The following is a 15652-nucleotide window of genomic DNA, read 5'->3' as shown; positions in this document are numbered from 1 at the left end:
ATGCCTACCAAAGCGATCAGCGATTCCTCGTTCCAGAGCGACGTGCTCAAGGCCGACAAGCCGGTGCTCGTCGATTTCTGGGCGGAGTGGTGCGGCCCGTGCAAGATGATCGGCCCCGCTCTCGAGGAGATCGCGGACGAGCTGGCCGACAAGGTCACCATCGCCAAGATCAACATCGACGAGAATCCCGATGCACCCAGCCAGTATGGCGTGCGCGGCATCCCGACGATGATCCTGTTCAAGAACGGCCAGCCGGCCGCGACCAAGGTCGGCGCCGCACCGAAGAGCGCGCTCAAGGGCTGGCTCGAAGGCGAACTCTGATCCGTTGCTGAGCGGCGGCGGGCGCAAGCCCGTCGCTCTTCAGTCGAACAGCACGGCCTTTGCGAGATCCCACAGCTCGGGCGTGCTCGCGGCAATCGCTCCCTTTCCGGGAACATCGAGCCGATACTCGGCGCCATCGTTCCGCGCGATCCGGCCGCCCGCTTCCTCCAGCATCAACGCCCCCGCCGCATGGTCCCAAGGATGCGTCCGCTCATAGAGCGCGATGTCGTTTTGCCCGAGGATCAGCCGCGGATATTGCTCGCCCGCGCAACGCGGGATGTCGACGATCTCCAGCCGGCCCTCGGCGCGACGGCGCACTTCTGCCTGACGTTCCGCAGGCATGAAATAGGTGGCGATCGCCGCTTTCGGCAAACCCCCGTCCGACCGACGCGAAACCACCTTCTCGCCATCGATGTAGCAGCCGCTACGCCGCGCGGCATGGCAGATGCGGCCGCTGACGGGATCGAGAATCCAGCCCGCTTCTCGCGCGCCGTCGACCGTGAGGCCGATCATGATCGCGAAGGGACTGCGGCCCTCGGTGAAATTGTTGGTGCCGTCGAGCGGATCGATGATCCAGGCGACCCCTTCGCCGATCCGGTCGACCACCCCCGGATCGAGCGCGGCGGCCTCCTCACCCACGATACGCGCCTCGGGCAGCAGCCGCGCCAGCGCCTCGCCCAGAAAGGCCTCGGACTCGCGGTCGACGATCGTGACATAGTCGCCCGGCGTCTTTTCCGCGAACTGGTCGGCCGTCAGGCTGCGGAAGCGTGGCATCATGATGTCCTGCGCGACGGTGCGCATCAGGCCCAGAACGGGTTCGTACAGCGCGTGCATCAGGTCAGCGGAATCATGACGGTTTCGGCATAACCGGGGCGCGCCTTCAGCCGTTCATACCAGGCTGCGACATGCGGGCGATCGGGCCGTTCGATCGGCAGACTGAACCAGGTGTGCGCGTAAACGCCCATCGGAATGTCGCCGATGCCGAAATCCTCGCCCGACAGCCAGGGCCGCCGTGCCAGTTCCTCGTCGACGATCGCCATCAGACGTCCGGTCGCCACCGCCGAACGCTCGATCGCTGCCTGGTCGCGCTCGGCCGGCGGTCGCCGAACCAGATTCAGGAAGGCGTCGCGCTGCGCATCGGCGAAGGTGAACTGCCAGTCCATCCAGCGGTCACCAAGCGCCCGGGCCTGTGGATCGGCCGGCCACAAGGCGGGCACATAGCGCGCGGCGAGGTAGCGCAGGATCGCGTTCGATTCCCACAGCACGAAGCCGTCATCCTCGATCGTGGGGATCAGGCGGTTGGGGTTGAGCGCCAGATAGGCGTCGGTGAAGCCGAAGGCGCCGCCGATGTCGCGCCGCTCATGCGCGATCCCCGCCTCGATCGCGAGCCAGGCGACCTTCTTCACATTGTGCGAGTTGAGCCGGCCCCAGAGGATCATCGTCATGGCCTCAGCTCCGATAGTCGGCGTTGATCGAGATATAGCCGTGCGTCAGATCGCAGGTCCACACCGTCGCCCGGCCATTGCCGAGGCCGATGTCGACCCCGATCTCGATCTCCTGCCCGCGCAGATGCGCAGCGACGGGGGCCTCGTCATAGCCTTCGACAGCGAGGCCGCCGGTCGCGACCTGGGTCGCGCCGAAGCGGATCGACAATTTGTCGCGCTCGGCCGGCTCGCCGGCCTTGCCGACCGCCATCACGACGCGTCCCCAATTGGCATCCTCGCCGGCGATGGCGGTCTTCACCAGCGGAGAATTGGCGATCGACATACCGATGCGGTGGGCGCTGTCGTCGTCGACCGCGCCCTCGACGCGAATCTCGATGAACTTCGACGCGCCTTCGCCGTCGCGGACGACCTGCTGCGCAAGATCGAGGCAAAGCTCGGCCAGCGCCGCCTCGAAGGCGTCGGCTCCGGCATCGTCCATCGACGACAGAGGGGCGTTGCCCGCCCGGCCCGTCGCAAAGGCGAGTACCGTGTCGCTGGTCGAGGTGTCGCCATCGACGGTGATGCAGGAAAAGCTGCGCCGATTGGCGCGGTCGAGCATCGCCTGAAGCAGCGCCGGCTCGATCGCGGCATCGGTGAAGATGAAACCAAGCATCGTCGCCATATCGGGGGCGATCATCCCCGACCCCTTGATGATGCCGACCAGCTCGACCCGCGTCCCACCGACGATCGCCGAGGCGCGCGCGCCCTTGGCGAAGGTGTCGGTCGTCATGATCGTCGCGGCGGCCTCTTCCCAGCCAGCCTCGGGTGCCTGCAGCACCGCGTCGATCCCGGCCTCCGCCTTGTCGATCGGCAACGGCACGCCTATCACCCCGGTCGAGGCCACGAACACGTCGGATGGCTGGCAGCCCAGCGCACCCGCGACGCGTGCGGTGATCGCTTCGACCGCAGCCCGGCCGCGATTTCCGGTGAAGGCATTGGAATTGCCGGCGTTGACGACGAGCGCGCGGGCGCGGCCAAGCGGCAGCGCGGCGCGACACCATTCGACTTCGGGCGAAGGGCATTTGCTCTGCGTGGTCACGCCCGCCACGGCGGTGCCCTCATCGAATAGGGCAAAGGTCAGGTCGGCGCGGTCCCAGGCCTTATATCCGGCGCGCGCCACGGCGACGCGGACGCCCGTAACGGGCGGCAGATCCGGGAAGGCGGCGGGGGCGAGCGGGGAACGGTCCATGGCGCAACTCCATCTGGGTCGTGCGCGCTATAGGGGGGGCCCGTGGCGTTTCAAATATCCCGCCATAGGATTCGCCCCGCAGCAGACGGATTTATCAATCGCCGGGCGGAACGAGTTTCGCCGAGCGCCGTTGGGCCTGCGAATTGACGTATCAGGGAACGGAACCTATCTGCACCCTGATCATTTGTGCGCCGGTCCCATGGCCGGGCGCATGTCCCTGTATCAAGGAATGCCCATGTTCGGCGGCCTCGCCAAAGCTATCTTCGGGTCGTCGAACGACCGCTATGTGAAGTCGCTGCGCCCGATCGTGCAGCGCATCGCGACGTTCGAACCCACCCTCCAGGCCATGAGCGACGAGGAGCTGGCGGCGCAGACCGTCAAGTTCCGTCAGCGGCTCGATGCCGGCGAGACGCTCGACTCACTGCTGCCGGAGGCCTTCGCCACGGTGCGCGAGGCGGCCCACCGCGTGCTGGGCCAGCGCCATTATGACGTACAGATGATCGGCGGCATCGTGCTCCATCGCGGCGAAATCGCCGAGATGCGGACCGGCGAAGGCAAGACGCTGGTCGCGACCCTCGCTACCTATCTCAATGCGCTGCCCGGCAAGGGCGTCCACGTCGTCACGGTCAACGACTATCTTGCCAGCCGCGACGCAGAATGGATGGGCCGGGTCTATCGATTCCTGGGCCTGACCGTCGGCGTGATCGTCCCCAATCTGAGCGATCCCGAGCGTCGCGACGCCTATGCGTGCGACATCACCTACGGGACGAACAACGAGTTCGGCTTCGACTATCTGCGCGACAACATGAAGTACGACCGGAGCCTGATGGTCCACCGGCCGTTCAACTATGCGGTCGTCGACGAGGTCGATTCGGTCCTGATCGACGAAGCGCGCACCCCGCTGATCATCTCGGGCCCGACCGAGGACAAGACCGAGCTCTACCTCGCGGTCGACGCGATCGTTAAGCAGGTCACCCCCGAGGATTACGAGTTCGACGAGAAGCAGCGCTCGGTCGTCCTGACCGAGGACGGAACCGAGCGGATCGAGCGCCTGCTCGAGACCGCCGGCCTGCTCGAAGGCGGCAATCTCTACGCGTTCGAGAACACGCAGGTGGTCCACCATCTGAACCAGGCATTGCGCGCCAACGTCGCCTTCCGCGCGGATATCGATTACATCGTCAAGGACGGCGAGGTCGTCATCATCGACGAATTCACCGGCCGCATGATGGACGGGCGTCGCTGGTCCGACGGTCTGCACCAGGCGGTCGAGGCCAAGGAAGGCGTCGAGATCAAGCCCGAGAACCAGACGCTCGCCTCGATCACCTTCCAGAATTATTTCCGCATGTACCCCAAGATCGGCGGAATGACGGGCACGGCTGCGACCGAAGCCCATGAATTCTATCAGATCTACAAGATGAACGTCGTCACGATCCCGACCAACCTGCCGGTCCAGCGGATCGACCAGGACGACGAATTCTACAAGAACCAGCAGGACAAGTTCGCTGCGATCACCAAGGCGATCCGCGAGGCGAAGGAACATGGGCAGCCGGTGCTGGTCGGCACCGTGTCGATCGAGAAGTCCGAGCTGCTTTCGGAGTTTCTCACCCGCGAGGGCGTACCGCACAATGTGCTGAACGCGCGCTACCACGAGCAGGAAGCGCCGATCGTGGCGCAGGCCGGCCGCTTCGGCGCCGTAACCATCGCCACCAACATGGCCGGTCGCGGCACCGACATCCAGCTGGGCGGCAACCTCGAATTCCGCATGCGCGACGAGCATCCCGAGCTGGTCGAGGGCACGCCCGAATATGACAGCACCGCCGAGCGCATCCGAGGCGAAATCGCAGCCGAGAAAGCCAAGGTCCTGGCCGCCGGCGGCCTTTTCGTGCTCGGCACCGAGCGCCACGAGAGCCGGCGCATCGACAACCAGCTGCGGGGCCGTTCGGGCCGCCAGGGCGATCCGGGTCTGAGCCGCTTCTATTTGTCGCTCGACGACGATCTGCTGCGCATCTTCGGTCCGCAGACCATGTTCGCGCGGATGATGAACAAGAATCTGAGCGACGGCGAGGCGATCGTCAGCCCGTGGATTTCCAAGGCGATCGAGACCGCGCAGAAGAAGGTCGAGGCGCGCAACTACGACATCCGCAAGCAGGTCGTCGAATATGATGACGTGATGAACGACCAGCGCAAGGTGATCTACGACCAGCGCGCGGACATCATGGATGCCGACACGGTCGACGACGTCGTTACCGACATGCGCGTTGAAACCGCCAACGGGATCGTCGGCGAATGTTGCCCGCCGAACAGCTATCCCGAACAGTGGGACGTCGAAACGCTCAAGGAGCGGGTCTCCGGCACGCTGGGCATCGCGCCGCCGATCGACGAGTGGGTCGCCCAGGACGGCATCGACCCCGAAATCCTGCTTGAAAAGGTCCAGGCCGAGGCCGAGGCCGTGATCCAGGCCAAGAAGGACGCGATCGGCGAGGAGCATTGGCACAGCCTCGAGAAGAATGTGCTGCTCCAGACGCTCGACCACCACTGGAAAGAGCATCTGGCGACGCTCGACGCGCTGCGTCAGGTCATCCACCTGCGCGCCTATGCGCAGAAGACGCCGATCAACGAGTATAAGCAGGAAGCCTTTGCGTTGTTCGAACGCATGCTGGTCGAGATCCGCGAGGAAGTGACCCGCATCCTGGCGCTGGCCCGCTTCGAAATGGCGCCGCCCGAGCTGCCGCCGATGCCGGATTTCATCACCAGCCATATCGACCCGCTGACCGGTGAGGACGATACGCGCGACATCGATGCCGGGACCGGTGGCGGCTTCGTCACCACGCGCCTGCCACAGGCGCTGTCGGCGCTGGCGGGCGACGACTTCCAGATCCCGGCCGACGTGGCCGCGACGCTCAGCCGCAATTCGCCCTGCCCCTGCGGGTCGGGGCTGAAGTACAAGCACTGCCACGGCGCGCTCTGATCGAAAGCGTGCCGCGTCCTTGAAAAGGCGCGGCGCCCTTCCGATGATCGACCGGTCGTCCATCAGGAGGCGGTTGAGGATCATGGTCATGCCGCATGTCCATGTCTGATCCGGTGCGACACCCCGGCGATCGCGAGGACGGCCTGCCCCTACACGGGTCGGTGAAGCGCGGGCCCGTGAAACGATGGGCCTGGTTCCTGCTGGGCTGGGTGATGGTCGCGCTGGGTTTCATCGGCGCGATGCTCCCGGTCATGCCGACGACGATCTTCCTGATCCTGGCCGCCGCCTGCTTCAGCCATTCCAGCCCGCGTTTCGAACGCTGGCTTCTCGATCACCGCTGGTTCGGCGACCCGATCCGGCGCTGGCGCGAAAACCGTGCCATCCCGCTCAAGGCGAAGATCGTGGCAATCGTCAGCATGGCGGGTGGCTTCGTCGTCATGCTTCTGACGGTCGCACCGCCACTTTGGGCCGCTCTCGCCGTCGCGGTTTCGCTGCTCGTCTGCGCCGCCTATGTCGCGACCCGTCCCAATGGCTGAGTACGGGGGCAAGCCGCTCAAGAATTAACGAAAGTTTGCAATCCTACCTTTCCCTTATCCTTCATCCCTATCTATTAGGGTTGCGGGCAAGGGGGCCCCAGGGAGCAAGGCCAATTCCGCCGGAGACCGTAGCAGAGGCCATTCATCTGCTGACCATCGCCGAGTCCCTGGCGGGGGCAGGCCATTGGCGGTCCGACGCCTCGCGCAACCTGTTCCTCTGGTCTCCCGAGATCTACCGCATCCTGGGGCTCGACCCCGATACGCCTCCCACCGTCGACATCCTCCGCAGCCATTATCATCCCGACGATGTGCAGCGCGTCATGCTGGCGATGCAGGAATCGGCCGCCTCCGGCGTCGTCACCCCCTTTCGCTTCCGCTGGATCCGCCCCGACGGCCGGACAATCCACGTCCAGGTTGCCGGTCGCGTGGACCAGGGCACCGAGATGATCGGGATCATGCGCGACGTCACCCAGGAGGTGGAAACCGAGCGGGCCTTGATCGCCACGCGCGATCAGGTGCGCGCGGCCGAGCGCAGCAAGGCGGAAATGCTCGAGTTGCTGCGTCGCGAAGTCCGCGAACCGATCCAGTCCCTCATGACGTCGCTCGACAGTCTTCGGCTCAGCACGAGCGAAGCGCAGCGGACGACGCAGATCACCACATTGGCGCAGACAGCGGACGGCGTGCTGGGCGTGATCGACGAGATGCTCGATTTTACGCGCGTCGATGCCGGCCGGGTGGTCATCGAGAGCATCAATTTCGACCTGCGGGCGCTGGTTCGTACCACCGCTGACCTGTTCTCCGGGGCCGCTGCCGCCAAGGGCCTGACACTTCAGGGCCATGGCCTGGACGGTGAGCCGGTCGCGGTGCGCGGCGATCCCGCGCGGCTGCAGCAGATCTTGTCGAACCTCCTCGGCAACGCCGTCAAATATACCGAATCGGGCATCGTTTCGGTCGCACTGTCGCCGACCCGGTCCGATGACGACAGCGACTGGTGGATGGTCATCGTCCGCGACAGCGGACAGGGGATCGACCAGGAGATATTGGGCCGCATCTTCACGCGCGGCGAGCATGTCGACGCGGCGCGCCTTCGCCTGCACGGCCGCAGCGGACTGGGGCTGGCGATCAGCCAGCAACTCGCCGAAGCCATGGGCGGTTCGATCGCAGTGTCGAGCGAGCCGGGCAAGGGAACGACCTTCTCGATCGAACTCCCCTTCCGGCGCAGTGACGGCGTCCTCCAGCTGTCGCCCGAGCATGAGACGACCGGCCCGATGCGTATCCTGCTGGCCGAGGATAATCCGATCAACCGCCGTCTGATGGCGGGCCTGCTCACCCGCGAGGGCCATGACGTGGTCGCGGTCGAGGACGGGCGCAAGGCGCTGTCCGCCATCGCTACCCAGCCCTTCGATCTCGTTCTGATGGACATGCAGATGCCCGTGCTCGACGGGCTCGAGGCGACCCGTGCCGTCCGTGCGCTCGACCCCCCTGCGGCGAATGTGCCGATCCTCGCGATCAGCGCCGATTCGGCACCCGAGCGCCGCCGCATCTATTTCGACGCGGGCATCGACAGCTTCCTGCCCAAGCCGATCGTCTCCAGCCAGCTGCTCGAAATGATCGGGACGATGCGCCGCGCCCGACCGGCAGCCGCAACGTCCGAAGGCGACCGGTTCGACCGCGAGCGGCTCAACCTGCTGGTCGAACAGGCCGGCTATGAGGAGGCGGCGCTGCTCATGCGCACCTTGCTCGCCGATCTCGCCGACCGCCCGCGCAGGATCGCCGCCGCCATCCGCGCACAGGCGTGGGAGATCGCGGCGGCCGAGGCCGATGCGTTGCGGACGATGCTCGACTGTTTCGGGACCTTCAGCCTGTCTCGCCTGCTGGCGGCTATCGTCCGGCAGTGCGGCCGACGCGAATGCCAGCCTGCGGTGGTCGCCGAACTGTTCGACCAGGCCAAAGGGCTTGCCGTCGTTCTGGAGCGGGAGATGGGATCGCCGGGGACGACCGGCCGATAAGGCCTTCGACCCGGTCGGCGATGGAGTCAGAGGCCGAGCGCTGCGTCGCTTGCCAGCTTGTCGGCGCGCTCATTGTCGGGGTGGCCGGCATGGCCCTTGACCCAGACCCAGTCGATCCTGTGCTGCGCCGAGGCGGCGAGAAGCTCCTGCCAGAGCTCTGCATTCTTGACGGGTTTCTTGTCGGCGGTCTTCCAGCCATTGCGGCGCCAGCCATGGATCCATTTGGTGAGACCATCCATGACATAGCGGCTGTCGGTCGACAGCTTGATCCGGCAGGGGCGGTTGAGCGCCTGCAGCGCCTTGATCGCCGCGGTCAGCTCCATCCGGTTGTTGGTCGACGGATTTTCCGCGCCCGACAATTCCTTCTCACGCCCGCCGAAGCGCAGCACCGCACCCCAGCCGCCGGGTCCGGGATTGCCCTTGCACGCGCCGTCGGTGGCGATCTCGACATAAGGAAGCTCGTCCATCGCGGTCAGGCCGACGCCAGCAGCGTTTCGGGATCGACCTCGGCATAGAAGTCCAGCCGGCGCTGGAAGGCGAGCGGATCCTTCCGCGTGACCAGCGCATCGGCCGGCGTATTGAGCCAGTCCCAGGCACGGGTCAGCAGGAAGCGCAGGCATGATCCCCGCGCGAGGATCGGGAAGGCGAGCCGCTCTTCGGTCGACAGGCCGAAGCGGCGATCATAGCCCGCGATCAGCGAGCGGCCGAGATCGGCATGATAGCCGGTGCCGTCATTTTCGAAGCACCAGGCGCTGTGGGTCACGGCGACGTCCCAGGCCCGGATGTCGGTGCAGGCGAAATAGAAGTCGATCACGCCGCTGACCTCGTCGCCGAGCATCAACACATTGTCCGGGAACAGGTCGGCATGGATCACCGACATCGCCAGATGGCGCGGCCAGTTGGCCTCCAGCCATTCCAGCTCGCCCATGACCCGCGCGCGGAGTCCCGGAGAGATGCGATCGAGATCCGCGCCACAGCGTTCGGCCAGAGCGCGCCACCCGGCAATGTCCAGGCTGTTGGGACGGCCGAGCCTGAAATCGGCAAGGGCCCGATGCATGTCGCCGAGCGCACCACCCGCTGCGAACGCCTGGGTCGGCGTCGGATGGGTGACGGACACGCCCTGCAGGAACTCGATCAGGCAGGCGGGCCGTCCGGCCAGCGTCTGCAGCTGCTCGCCACGCCGGTCGCTGAGCATCCGGGGGATGTTTAGCCCCTTCGACGCCAGATGATCGGTCAGCGCGCAGAAGAACGGCAGATCAGCTGCGTCGACGCGCTTTTCGTAGAGGGTGAGGATGAAGCGCCCGCCGGTCGTCTCGACCAGATAGTTGCTGTTCTCGACGCCTTCGGCGATCCCCTTGGCCGAGAGCAGCGTCCCGACGTCATAACGGCGCAGGAAGTCGCTCATCGCCTCGGTCGAGACCTGCGTGTACACGGCCATCGTCGATGTTCCTTCAGGCCACGAGGGCGCGCGGCAGCTTGAACAGCATGTTCTCGGTCACGGTCGCCGCTTCCGTCTCGCTGACCGCGAAGCGCGTGCCGAGCAGGTCGACGACCTCACGGACGAGTATTTCGGGCGCGGACGCCCCGGCGGTGATGCCCAGCGTGGCGACGCCTTCCAGCCAGGCGAAGTCGATCTCGCTGGCCCGCTGGATGAGCCGGGCCTTGACGCCGCTACGCTCGGCCACCTCGACGAGGCGAAGCGAATTGGAACTGTTGGGCGCCCCGATCACCAGCATCGCGTCACAGCGCTCGGCGATCGCCTTCACCGCACCCTGCCGGTTCGACGTGGCGTAGCAGATGTCCTCGCTGTCGGGGGCCACGATCTCCGGGAAGCGGCGGCGCACGGCGGCGATGATCTCGGCCGTATCGTCGACCGACAAGGTCGTCTGGCTCAGAAAGGCCAGCGGCACGCCGTCGGGCACCGCGATCGTCTCGGCATCGTCCACCGTCTCGATCAGCGTGATTGCGCCCTCGGGCACCTGCCCGAAGGTCCCGATGACTTCGGGATGGCCGCGATGGCCGATGAAGAGGATATGCTGCCCGCCCTTCACCAGACGTTCGGCCTGGCGGTGCACCTTGGACACCAGCGGGCAGGTTGCGTCGAGGAAGTTGAGACCGCGCTCGACCGCCTTGGCGGGCACCGCCTTGGGCACGCCATGGGCCGAGAACACCACCGGCACGCCATCCGGCACTTCGTCCAGTTCCTCGACGAAGATCGCACCTTTGGCCTTCAGGTCGTCGACGACATATTTGTTGTGGACGATCTCGTGGCGGACATAGACCGGCGGGCCGAACTTCTCGATCGTCAGCTCGACGATGCGGATCGCCCGATCGACCCCCGCACAGAAGCCGCGCGGCGCGGCGATCAACAGGTTCAGCGGCGGCAGCGGCGATGCGTTCATGCCTCCGCGCATAGGCGATTGCGCGGCGGGGCGGAAGCCGCTTCGATGCCGTCCGCCCAAAAGCCTGTGGCGGACGACAGGAGGAGCAGGACGATTTGCAAAGCGCTTCCCCCTGCGCCGAACTGGCTCTATGGATGCGCGACCGGGCGGTGCCCCCCGATCCGCCACGGCCGACGAAGTGAAGGATGCCTGCTCCGTGCGATTCCCCAAGACCTCCGCGATCCTCCTCGCCGCACTGACGCTCGCAGCCTGCAAGACGGACACCGAATTCGACGAGCGCGGCGGCTTCAAGATCGCGCGCTCGCCCTGCCCGGCGGCCGCCATCCCGACCTATACCGGTGACATCACGCTGTTCGATCCGCCGGCCGAGCGCCGCGTCGAGGCGATCGACGTGACCGCCGCCATCGCCAATCTGAAATCCGCCTGCACCGACAGTCGCGGCGCGACCCAGGTCCAGCTGCGGGTCGATTTCGACGTCTTCGCCCGCCGCGCCAATGCCGGCGCCGCGCGCACCGTGACCCTGCCCTATTTCGCCACGGTTCTGCGTGCCGGCACCGAGATCCAGGCCAAGCAGCTCGGCACGGTGACGATCGAGTTCCCGGCAGGGCAGCTGCGCGGGGCGGCCCATGCCTCCGCTACCGCCGTGGTGAACCGCGCGGCGGCCACGCTGCCGCCCGAAGTACTCGAAAAGATCAACCGCAAGCGCAAGGCGGGCGACGCCGATGCCGCGCTCGATCCGATGAACGAGCCGAGCGTGCGCGAAGCGGTGAATCAGGCCAATTTCGAGCTGCTGGTCGGCTTCCAGCTCAGCGAGAGCCAGCTCGCCTACAACGCCGCGCGTTGACCGGCGCGCGCGACCCCCGCGCGCCTTCTCCACAGCCATTCGCATCGGGCCTCATTCCGGCGTTGACTTAGGCCGGGCCCCGCGCCAAGGCAGCCAAGTCGTCGCCGGGCAACCGGTGCTGGCCATGCGGGAGAGTGCCGGGTCCGTCCCGGCCGCCGAAGGAGCAACCGCCCCGGAATCTCTCAGGTCACCGGACCGCGTGGCAAGGATCGACACTCTGGAAAGCGGATGGGCGGGATACCGCGCCATCCCACCGAAGGGGTAAGCCGGACCGTCGCAGGTTCGGCGAAAGCTCTCAGGTTCCGTGACAGAGGGGGCAATGACCGGCGGGCGCGGTGCGTCCGGCCGTCATTGACCGTCACGGAGAATAGAGTGAACGACGAAGACGACATCGCCGACATCATCCAGACCCTGCCGCTCGACGGCTGGCATCGCGATCGCGGCGCCCGGATGGTTCCCTTCGCGGGCTATTCGATGCCGATCCAATATGAGGGCATCATCGCCGAGCATCTGTGGACGCGCGAGTCCGCCGGGCTGTTCGACGTGTCGCATATGGGCCAGTTGCTGGTCGGCGGCGACGGAGTCGACGTGGCGCTCGAGGCGGTCATGCCGGGCGATTTCGTCAATCTCGGCACCGACCGGATGCGCTATTCGCTGCTGCTCGACGAGCAGGGCGGCATACTCGACGACCTGATGGTCACCCGTCGTGCGGGCGATTTCTACCTCGTCGTCAACGGCGCGATGAAGGCTGACGACATCGCACATCTGCACGAAACCCTGCCCGAGGAACTCGTCCTCAACCATCTCGACGAACATGCGCTGCTGGCGCTGCAGGGGCCGAAGGCGGTCGACGTGCTGTCGCGGGTCTGCCCCGGCGTCGAACTGCTGACCTTCATGTCGGGCGGCGCCTTCACTCTGGCGGGCGCGCCGGTGTGGATCAGCCGCTCGGGCTATACCGGCGAGGACGGCTATGAAATCTCGATACCCGGCGAGGCCGCCGAGGCGGTCGCCCATCTTCTCGCGGCCCAGCCCGAGGTGAAGCCGATCGGCCTGGGCGCGCGCGATTCGCTGCGGCTCGAAGCCGGCCTTCCGCTCTACGGCCATGATCTCGACACCGGCACCGATCCGGCGATGGCTGGCCTGGGATTCGCTGTGCCCAAGCGCCGCCGGCTCGAAGGCGGCTTCCCCGGTGCCACCACCGTCTGCCGCCACCTGGCCGAGGGCGCGCCGCGCAAGCGCATCGGCCTGATCCTGAGCGGCCGCCAGCCGGCCCGCGAGGGCGCCGAAATATTCGACGGCGACGTGAAGGTCGGCACGATCACCTCGGGCGGCTTCTCGCCCTCGCTGCAGGTGCCGATCGCGATGGGCTATGTCGCCGCCGGCCATGCCGACACCAATCGCGCGCTGCAGATCGAGGTGCGCGGCAAGCGGCTCGACGCCGTCGTCGCACCGATGCCTTTCGTCCCACACCGTTATGTCCGCCAAGGGAGCTGAGCCCATGACGACCTATTATACCGAAGACCATGAGTGGATCTCCGTCGAGGGCGGCACCGCCACCGTCGGCATCACCGACTATGCCCAGGCGCAGCTGGGCGACATCGTCTTCGTCGAACTGCCTGCACCCGGCACCAATGTGTCGAAGGGCGGCGAGGCCGCCGTGGTCGAATCGGTCAAGGCCGCGTCCGACGTGTTCGCGCCGGTCACCGGTACGGTGAGCGAGGCCAATGGCGCGCTCGAGGGCGATCCCGCGCTCGTCAACAGCGCGCCCGAGGGGGACGGCTGGTTCTTCAAACTGACCCTCGCCGACGCCGCCGAGCTCGAAGGCCTGATGAACGCCGAGGGCTACAAGGCCTATTGCGACGGCCTCTGACCGATAGCGGAGCGGCCCCTTGGGCCGCTTCGCCGTCCCGCGACGATGAAGACCGGCCCCGCGCCTGGAGACAGAGATGCGTTATCTTCCCCTGACTGATGCCGACCGCAGCGCGATGCTGGCGACGATCGGCGCCGCCTCGATCGACGATCTGTTCGTCGACGTCCCCGCCGAGGCGCATCAGGCCGGTCCGATCGCGGGCCTGCCGATGCATGCGTCCGAACTGGCGGTGGAACGGCATATGAGCCGGCTGGCGCGCAAGAATCTGACCGCGGCCGACGCGCCCTTCTTCCTTGGCTGCGGTGCCTATCGGCACCATGTCCCCGCCAGCGTCGATCACCTGATCCAGCGCGGCGAGTTCCTGACCAGCTACACCCCCTATCAGCCCGAAATCGCCCAGGGCACGCTGCAGGCGCTGTTCGAGTTCCAGACGCAGGTCACCCGCCTCTATGGCTGCGATGTCGCCAACGCCTCGATGTACGACGGCTCGACCGCCTGCTGGGAAGCGATAACCATGGCCCGCCGCGTCACCCGTCGCGGCAAGGCGATCCTGTCGGCCGGCCTCCACCCGCATTATGTCTCGCTGGCGCGTACCATGGCGCGCTTCACCGGCGACCAGCTCGACACCGCGCTGCCGACGCTCACCCCCGGCGCGCCCGGTGACGACATGGCGCGGCTGCTCGCGGCGATCGACGGCGACACCAGCTGCGTGGTCGTCCAGAACCCGAACATCCTCGGCCATGTCGCCGACCTGTCCGAGCTTGCCGCGCGCTGCCACGAAAAGGGCGCGCTGCTGATCGCGGTGGTGACCGAGCCGGTCGCCCTCGGCGCGATCCGCTCGCCGGGCGAGATGGGTGCCGACATCGTCGTCGGCGAAGGCCAGTCGCTCGGCGTCGGGCTCAATTTCGGCGGTCCCTATGTCGGCCTGTTCGCCTGCAACGAGAAATATGTCCGGCAGATGCCCGGCCGCCTCGCGGGCGTCACCCAGGATGCCGAGGGCCAGCGGGGCTTCGTCCTCACGCTGTCGACGCGCGAGCAGCATATCCGCCGCGAAAAGGCGACGTCGAACATCTGCACCAATGCGGGCCTCTGCGCGCTCGCTTTCTCGATCCACCTGACCCTGCTCGGCGAAACCGGACTGCGCAGGCTCGCCGCGCTGAACCATGCCGGCGCCGTCGCAGCGGCCGACCGGCTGTCCCGCATCGCCGGAGTCGAGCTGATCAACGACAGCTTCTTCAACGAGTTCACCCTCAGGCTGCCGGTCGAGGCCCGCCCCGTGGTCCGCGCGCTGGCGGACAAGGGCATTCTCGGCGGCGTGTCGCTCGGCCGGCTCTATCCCGATGCGCCCGATCTGGCGGGCGGCCTCGTCGTCGCCGTGACCGAGACGGCGAGCGAGGAGGATGTCGAAACTCTGGCCCAGGCCCTCGAAGCGGAGATCGCGGCATGAGCATGAACAGCGAAGGCCGGGTGACCCGCCCGGAAACCGACGGCAGCGTCACCGACGCCGCCCCCCGCAGCTTCACCGGCAACCGGGCGCTGATGCTCGAGGAGGCCCTGATCTTCGAGCGCGACGACTATGCCCGCTCGGGCGTCGACCTGCCCGACGCGCCGGTGGTCAGGAGCCGTCTCGCCGGGCTGGAGCGCCACCGCGCGATCGGCCTGCCCGGCCTGCCCGAGCCCGAGGCGGTGCGGCATTATACCCGCCTCAGCCGCCAGAATTACGGCATCGACCTGGGCCTGTTCCCGCTCGGTTCGTGCACGATGAAGCATAATCCGCGCCTGAACGAGAAGATGGCCCGCCTGCCCGGCTTCGCCGACGTCCACCCGCTCGCACCCGTCGACACGGTGCAGGGCGCGCTCGCGGTGATCCACGAGCTGTCGGCCTGGCTCGTCACCCTGACCGGCATGCATGCGGTGGCGATGAGCCCCAAGGCCGGCGCGCATGGCGAGCTGTGCGGCCTGCTGGCGATTCGCGCCGCACATGACGCGCAGGGCAGCGACCGCTCGGTGATCCTCGTCCCCGAATCGG

14 protein-coding genes, 1 pseudogene and 2 riboswitches are annotated in these 15652 nt (G+C 66.9%); of the genes and pseudogenes, 9 read left to right on the top strand and 6 right to left on the bottom strand.

From position 1 onward, the window contains the following. Positions 1-321 carry a thioredoxin TrxA gene (gene trxA / locus KAY22_RS08445; protein WP_296622202.1) on the top strand — a complete coding sequence of 107 codons (321 nt, stop codon included), beginning with the start codon at positions 1-3 and terminating at the stop codon, positions 319-321. 39 nt (positions 322-360) lie between these two features. Here the strand turns inward: trxA and KAY22_RS08440 are convergent, their stop codons facing one another. From KAY22_RS08440 to argJ, 3 genes are read right to left on the bottom strand one after another with little or no spacing between them, the layout of a single operon-like run. Continuing rightward, positions 361-1155, bottom strand: coding sequence for an inositol monophosphatase family protein (locus KAY22_RS08440; RefSeq protein WP_296622199.1), 795 nt, complete (start codon positions 1153-1155; stop codon positions 361-363). Then, the gene (locus KAY22_RS08435) at positions 1155-1766 is read right to left on the bottom strand and encodes a glutathione S-transferase (RefSeq protein WP_296622197.1); all 612 of its coding nucleotides are present in this window, start codon (positions 1764-1766) and stop codon (positions 1155-1157) included. The genes KAY22_RS08440 and KAY22_RS08435 overlap by 1 nt, the downstream gene beginning before the upstream one ends. A 4-nt stretch (positions 1767-1770) precedes the next feature. Continuing rightward, positions 1771-2994 carry a bifunctional glutamate N-acetyltransferase/amino-acid acetyltransferase ArgJ gene (gene argJ, locus KAY22_RS08430; protein ID WP_296622196.1) on the bottom strand — a complete coding sequence of 408 codons (1224 nt, stop codon included), beginning with the start codon at positions 2992-2994 and terminating at the stop codon, positions 1771-1773. Positions 2995-3229: 235 nt separating this feature from the next. On the opposite strand from argJ, the gene secA reads away from it, so the two are divergent. The 3 genes from secA (at position 3230) to KAY22_RS08415 (ending at position 8507) form a co-directional block, all read left to right on the top strand. Beyond that, positions 3230-5962: a preprotein translocase subunit SecA gene (secA, locus tag KAY22_RS08425; protein ID WP_296622192.1), complete on the top strand. Its 2733-nt coding sequence runs from the start codon at positions 3230-3232 to the stop codon at positions 5960-5962. 95 nt (positions 5963-6057) lie between these two features. Beyond that, positions 6058-6498 (top strand): YbaN family protein, encoded by a 441-nt coding sequence (locus tag KAY22_RS08420; protein ID WP_296622190.1) that lies wholly within the window; start codon positions 6058-6060, stop codon positions 6496-6498. An 80-nt stretch (positions 6499-6578) separates the two neighbouring features. Continuing rightward, positions 6579-8507, top strand: coding sequence for a PAS domain-containing hybrid sensor histidine kinase/response regulator (locus KAY22_RS08415; RefSeq protein ID WP_296622189.1), 1929 nt, complete (start codon positions 6579-6581; stop codon positions 8505-8507). Positions 8508-8533: 26 nt separating this feature from the next. Here KAY22_RS08415 and rnhA read toward each other — a convergent pair whose 3' ends face one another. The 3 genes from rnhA to ispH are packed head-to-tail and all read right to left on the bottom strand — an operon-like array spanning position 8534 to position 10909. Beyond that, positions 8534-8974 carry a ribonuclease HI gene (gene rnhA, locus KAY22_RS08410; RefSeq protein WP_296622187.1) on the bottom strand — a complete coding sequence of 147 codons (441 nt, stop codon included), beginning with the start codon at positions 8972-8974 and terminating at the stop codon, positions 8534-8536. Positions 8975-8979: 5 nt separating this feature from the next. Then, on the bottom strand, positions 8980-9945 hold the full coding sequence (thrB, locus tag KAY22_RS08405; protein ID WP_296622185.1) for a homoserine kinase: 966 nt from the start codon (positions 9943-9945) through the stop codon (positions 8980-8982). 13 nt (positions 9946-9958) lie between these two features. Next, the gene (ispH, locus tag KAY22_RS08400) at positions 9959-10909 is read right to left on the bottom strand and encodes a 4-hydroxy-3-methylbut-2-enyl diphosphate reductase (protein ID WP_296622182.1); all 951 of its coding nucleotides are present in this window, start codon (positions 10907-10909) and stop codon (positions 9959-9961) included. A gap of 196 nt (positions 10910-11105) precedes the next feature. Here ispH and KAY22_RS08395 point away from each other — a divergent pair, with 196 nt between their 5' ends. The 5 genes and pseudogenes from KAY22_RS08395 to KAY22_RS08375 form a co-directional block, all read left to right on the top strand. Further along, the gene (locus tag KAY22_RS08395; protein ID WP_296622179.1) at positions 11106-11753 is read left to right on the top strand and encodes a hypothetical protein; all 648 of its coding nucleotides are present in this window, start codon (positions 11106-11108) and stop codon (positions 11751-11753) included. 117 nt (positions 11754-11870) lie between these two features. After that, positions 11871-11961: riboswitch (glycine riboswitch) on the top strand. Further along, positions 11962-12074: riboswitch (glycine riboswitch) on the top strand. Positions 12075-12125: 51 nt separating this feature from the next. After that, positions 12126-13247 (top strand): glycine cleavage system aminomethyltransferase GcvT, encoded by a 1122-nt coding sequence (gene gcvT / locus KAY22_RS08390; protein WP_296622176.1) that lies wholly within the window; start codon positions 12126-12128, stop codon positions 13245-13247. A 4-nt stretch (positions 13248-13251) separates the two neighbouring features. Beyond that, the gene (gene gcvH, locus KAY22_RS08385) at positions 13252-13623 is read left to right on the top strand and encodes a glycine cleavage system protein GcvH (protein ID WP_296622173.1); all 372 of its coding nucleotides are present in this window, start codon (positions 13252-13254) and stop codon (positions 13621-13623) included. Between the two features lie 76 nt (positions 13624-13699). Then, positions 13700-15070 (top strand): aminomethyl-transferring glycine dehydrogenase subunit GcvPA, encoded by a 1371-nt coding sequence (gcvPA, locus tag KAY22_RS08380; protein WP_296622172.1) that lies wholly within the window; start codon positions 13700-13702, stop codon positions 15068-15070. Then, positions 15067-15652 (top strand): annotated as a pseudogene (locus KAY22_RS08375) (aminomethyl-transferring glycine dehydrogenase subunit GcvPB); the annotation flags it as partial. The gene gcvPA and the pseudogene KAY22_RS08375, both read left to right, overlap by 4 nt.

Origin of the sequence: Rhizorhabdus sp. (assembly GCF_018006725.1) — a bacterium.
Classification (GTDB): Bacteria; Pseudomonadota; Alphaproteobacteria; order Sphingomonadales; family Sphingomonadaceae; genus Rhizorhabdus.
Note: the sequence above shows the minus strand (reverse complement) of the source record. Positions and strands in the feature narration are given on the sequence as shown.

What these genes read in the sequence shown, in the direction of transcription:
- trxA (WP_296622202.1), top strand. Translation starts at nt 1, where the DNA reads ATGCCTACCAAAGCGATCAGCGATTCCTCGTTCCAGAGCGACGTGCTC.
- KAY22_RS08440 (WP_296622199.1), bottom strand. Translation starts at nt 1,155, where the DNA reads ATGCACGCGCTGTACGAACCCGTTCTGGGCCTGATGCGCACCGTCGCG.
- KAY22_RS08435 (WP_296622197.1), bottom strand. Translation starts at nt 1,766, where the DNA reads ATGACGATGATCCTCTGGGGCCGGCTCAACTCGCACAATGTGAAGAAG.
- argJ (WP_296622196.1), bottom strand. Translation starts at nt 2,994, where the DNA reads ATGGACCGTTCCCCGCTCGCCCCCGCCGCCTTCCCGGATCTGCCGCCC.
- secA (WP_296622192.1), top strand. Translation starts at nt 3,230, where the DNA reads ATGTTCGGCGGCCTCGCCAAAGCTATCTTCGGGTCGTCGAACGACCGC.
- KAY22_RS08420 (WP_296622190.1), top strand. Translation starts at nt 6,058, where the DNA reads ATGTCCATGTCTGATCCGGTGCGACACCCCGGCGATCGCGAGGACGGC.
- rnhA (WP_296622187.1), bottom strand. Translation starts at nt 8,974, where the DNA reads ATGGACGAGCTTCCTTATGTCGAGATCGCCACCGACGGCGCGTGCAAG.
- thrB (WP_296622185.1), bottom strand. Translation starts at nt 9,945, where the DNA reads ATGGCCGTGTACACGCAGGTCTCGACCGAGGCGATGAGCGACTTCCTG.
- ispH (WP_296622182.1), bottom strand. Translation starts at nt 10,909, where the DNA reads ATGAACGCATCGCCGCTGCCGCCGCTGAACCTGTTGATCGCCGCGCCG.
- gcvH (WP_296622173.1), top strand. Translation starts at nt 13,252, where the DNA reads ATGACGACCTATTATACCGAAGACCATGAGTGGATCTCCGTCGAGGGC.
- gcvPA (WP_296622172.1), top strand. Translation starts at nt 13,700, where the DNA reads ATGCGTTATCTTCCCCTGACTGATGCCGACCGCAGCGCGATGCTGGCG.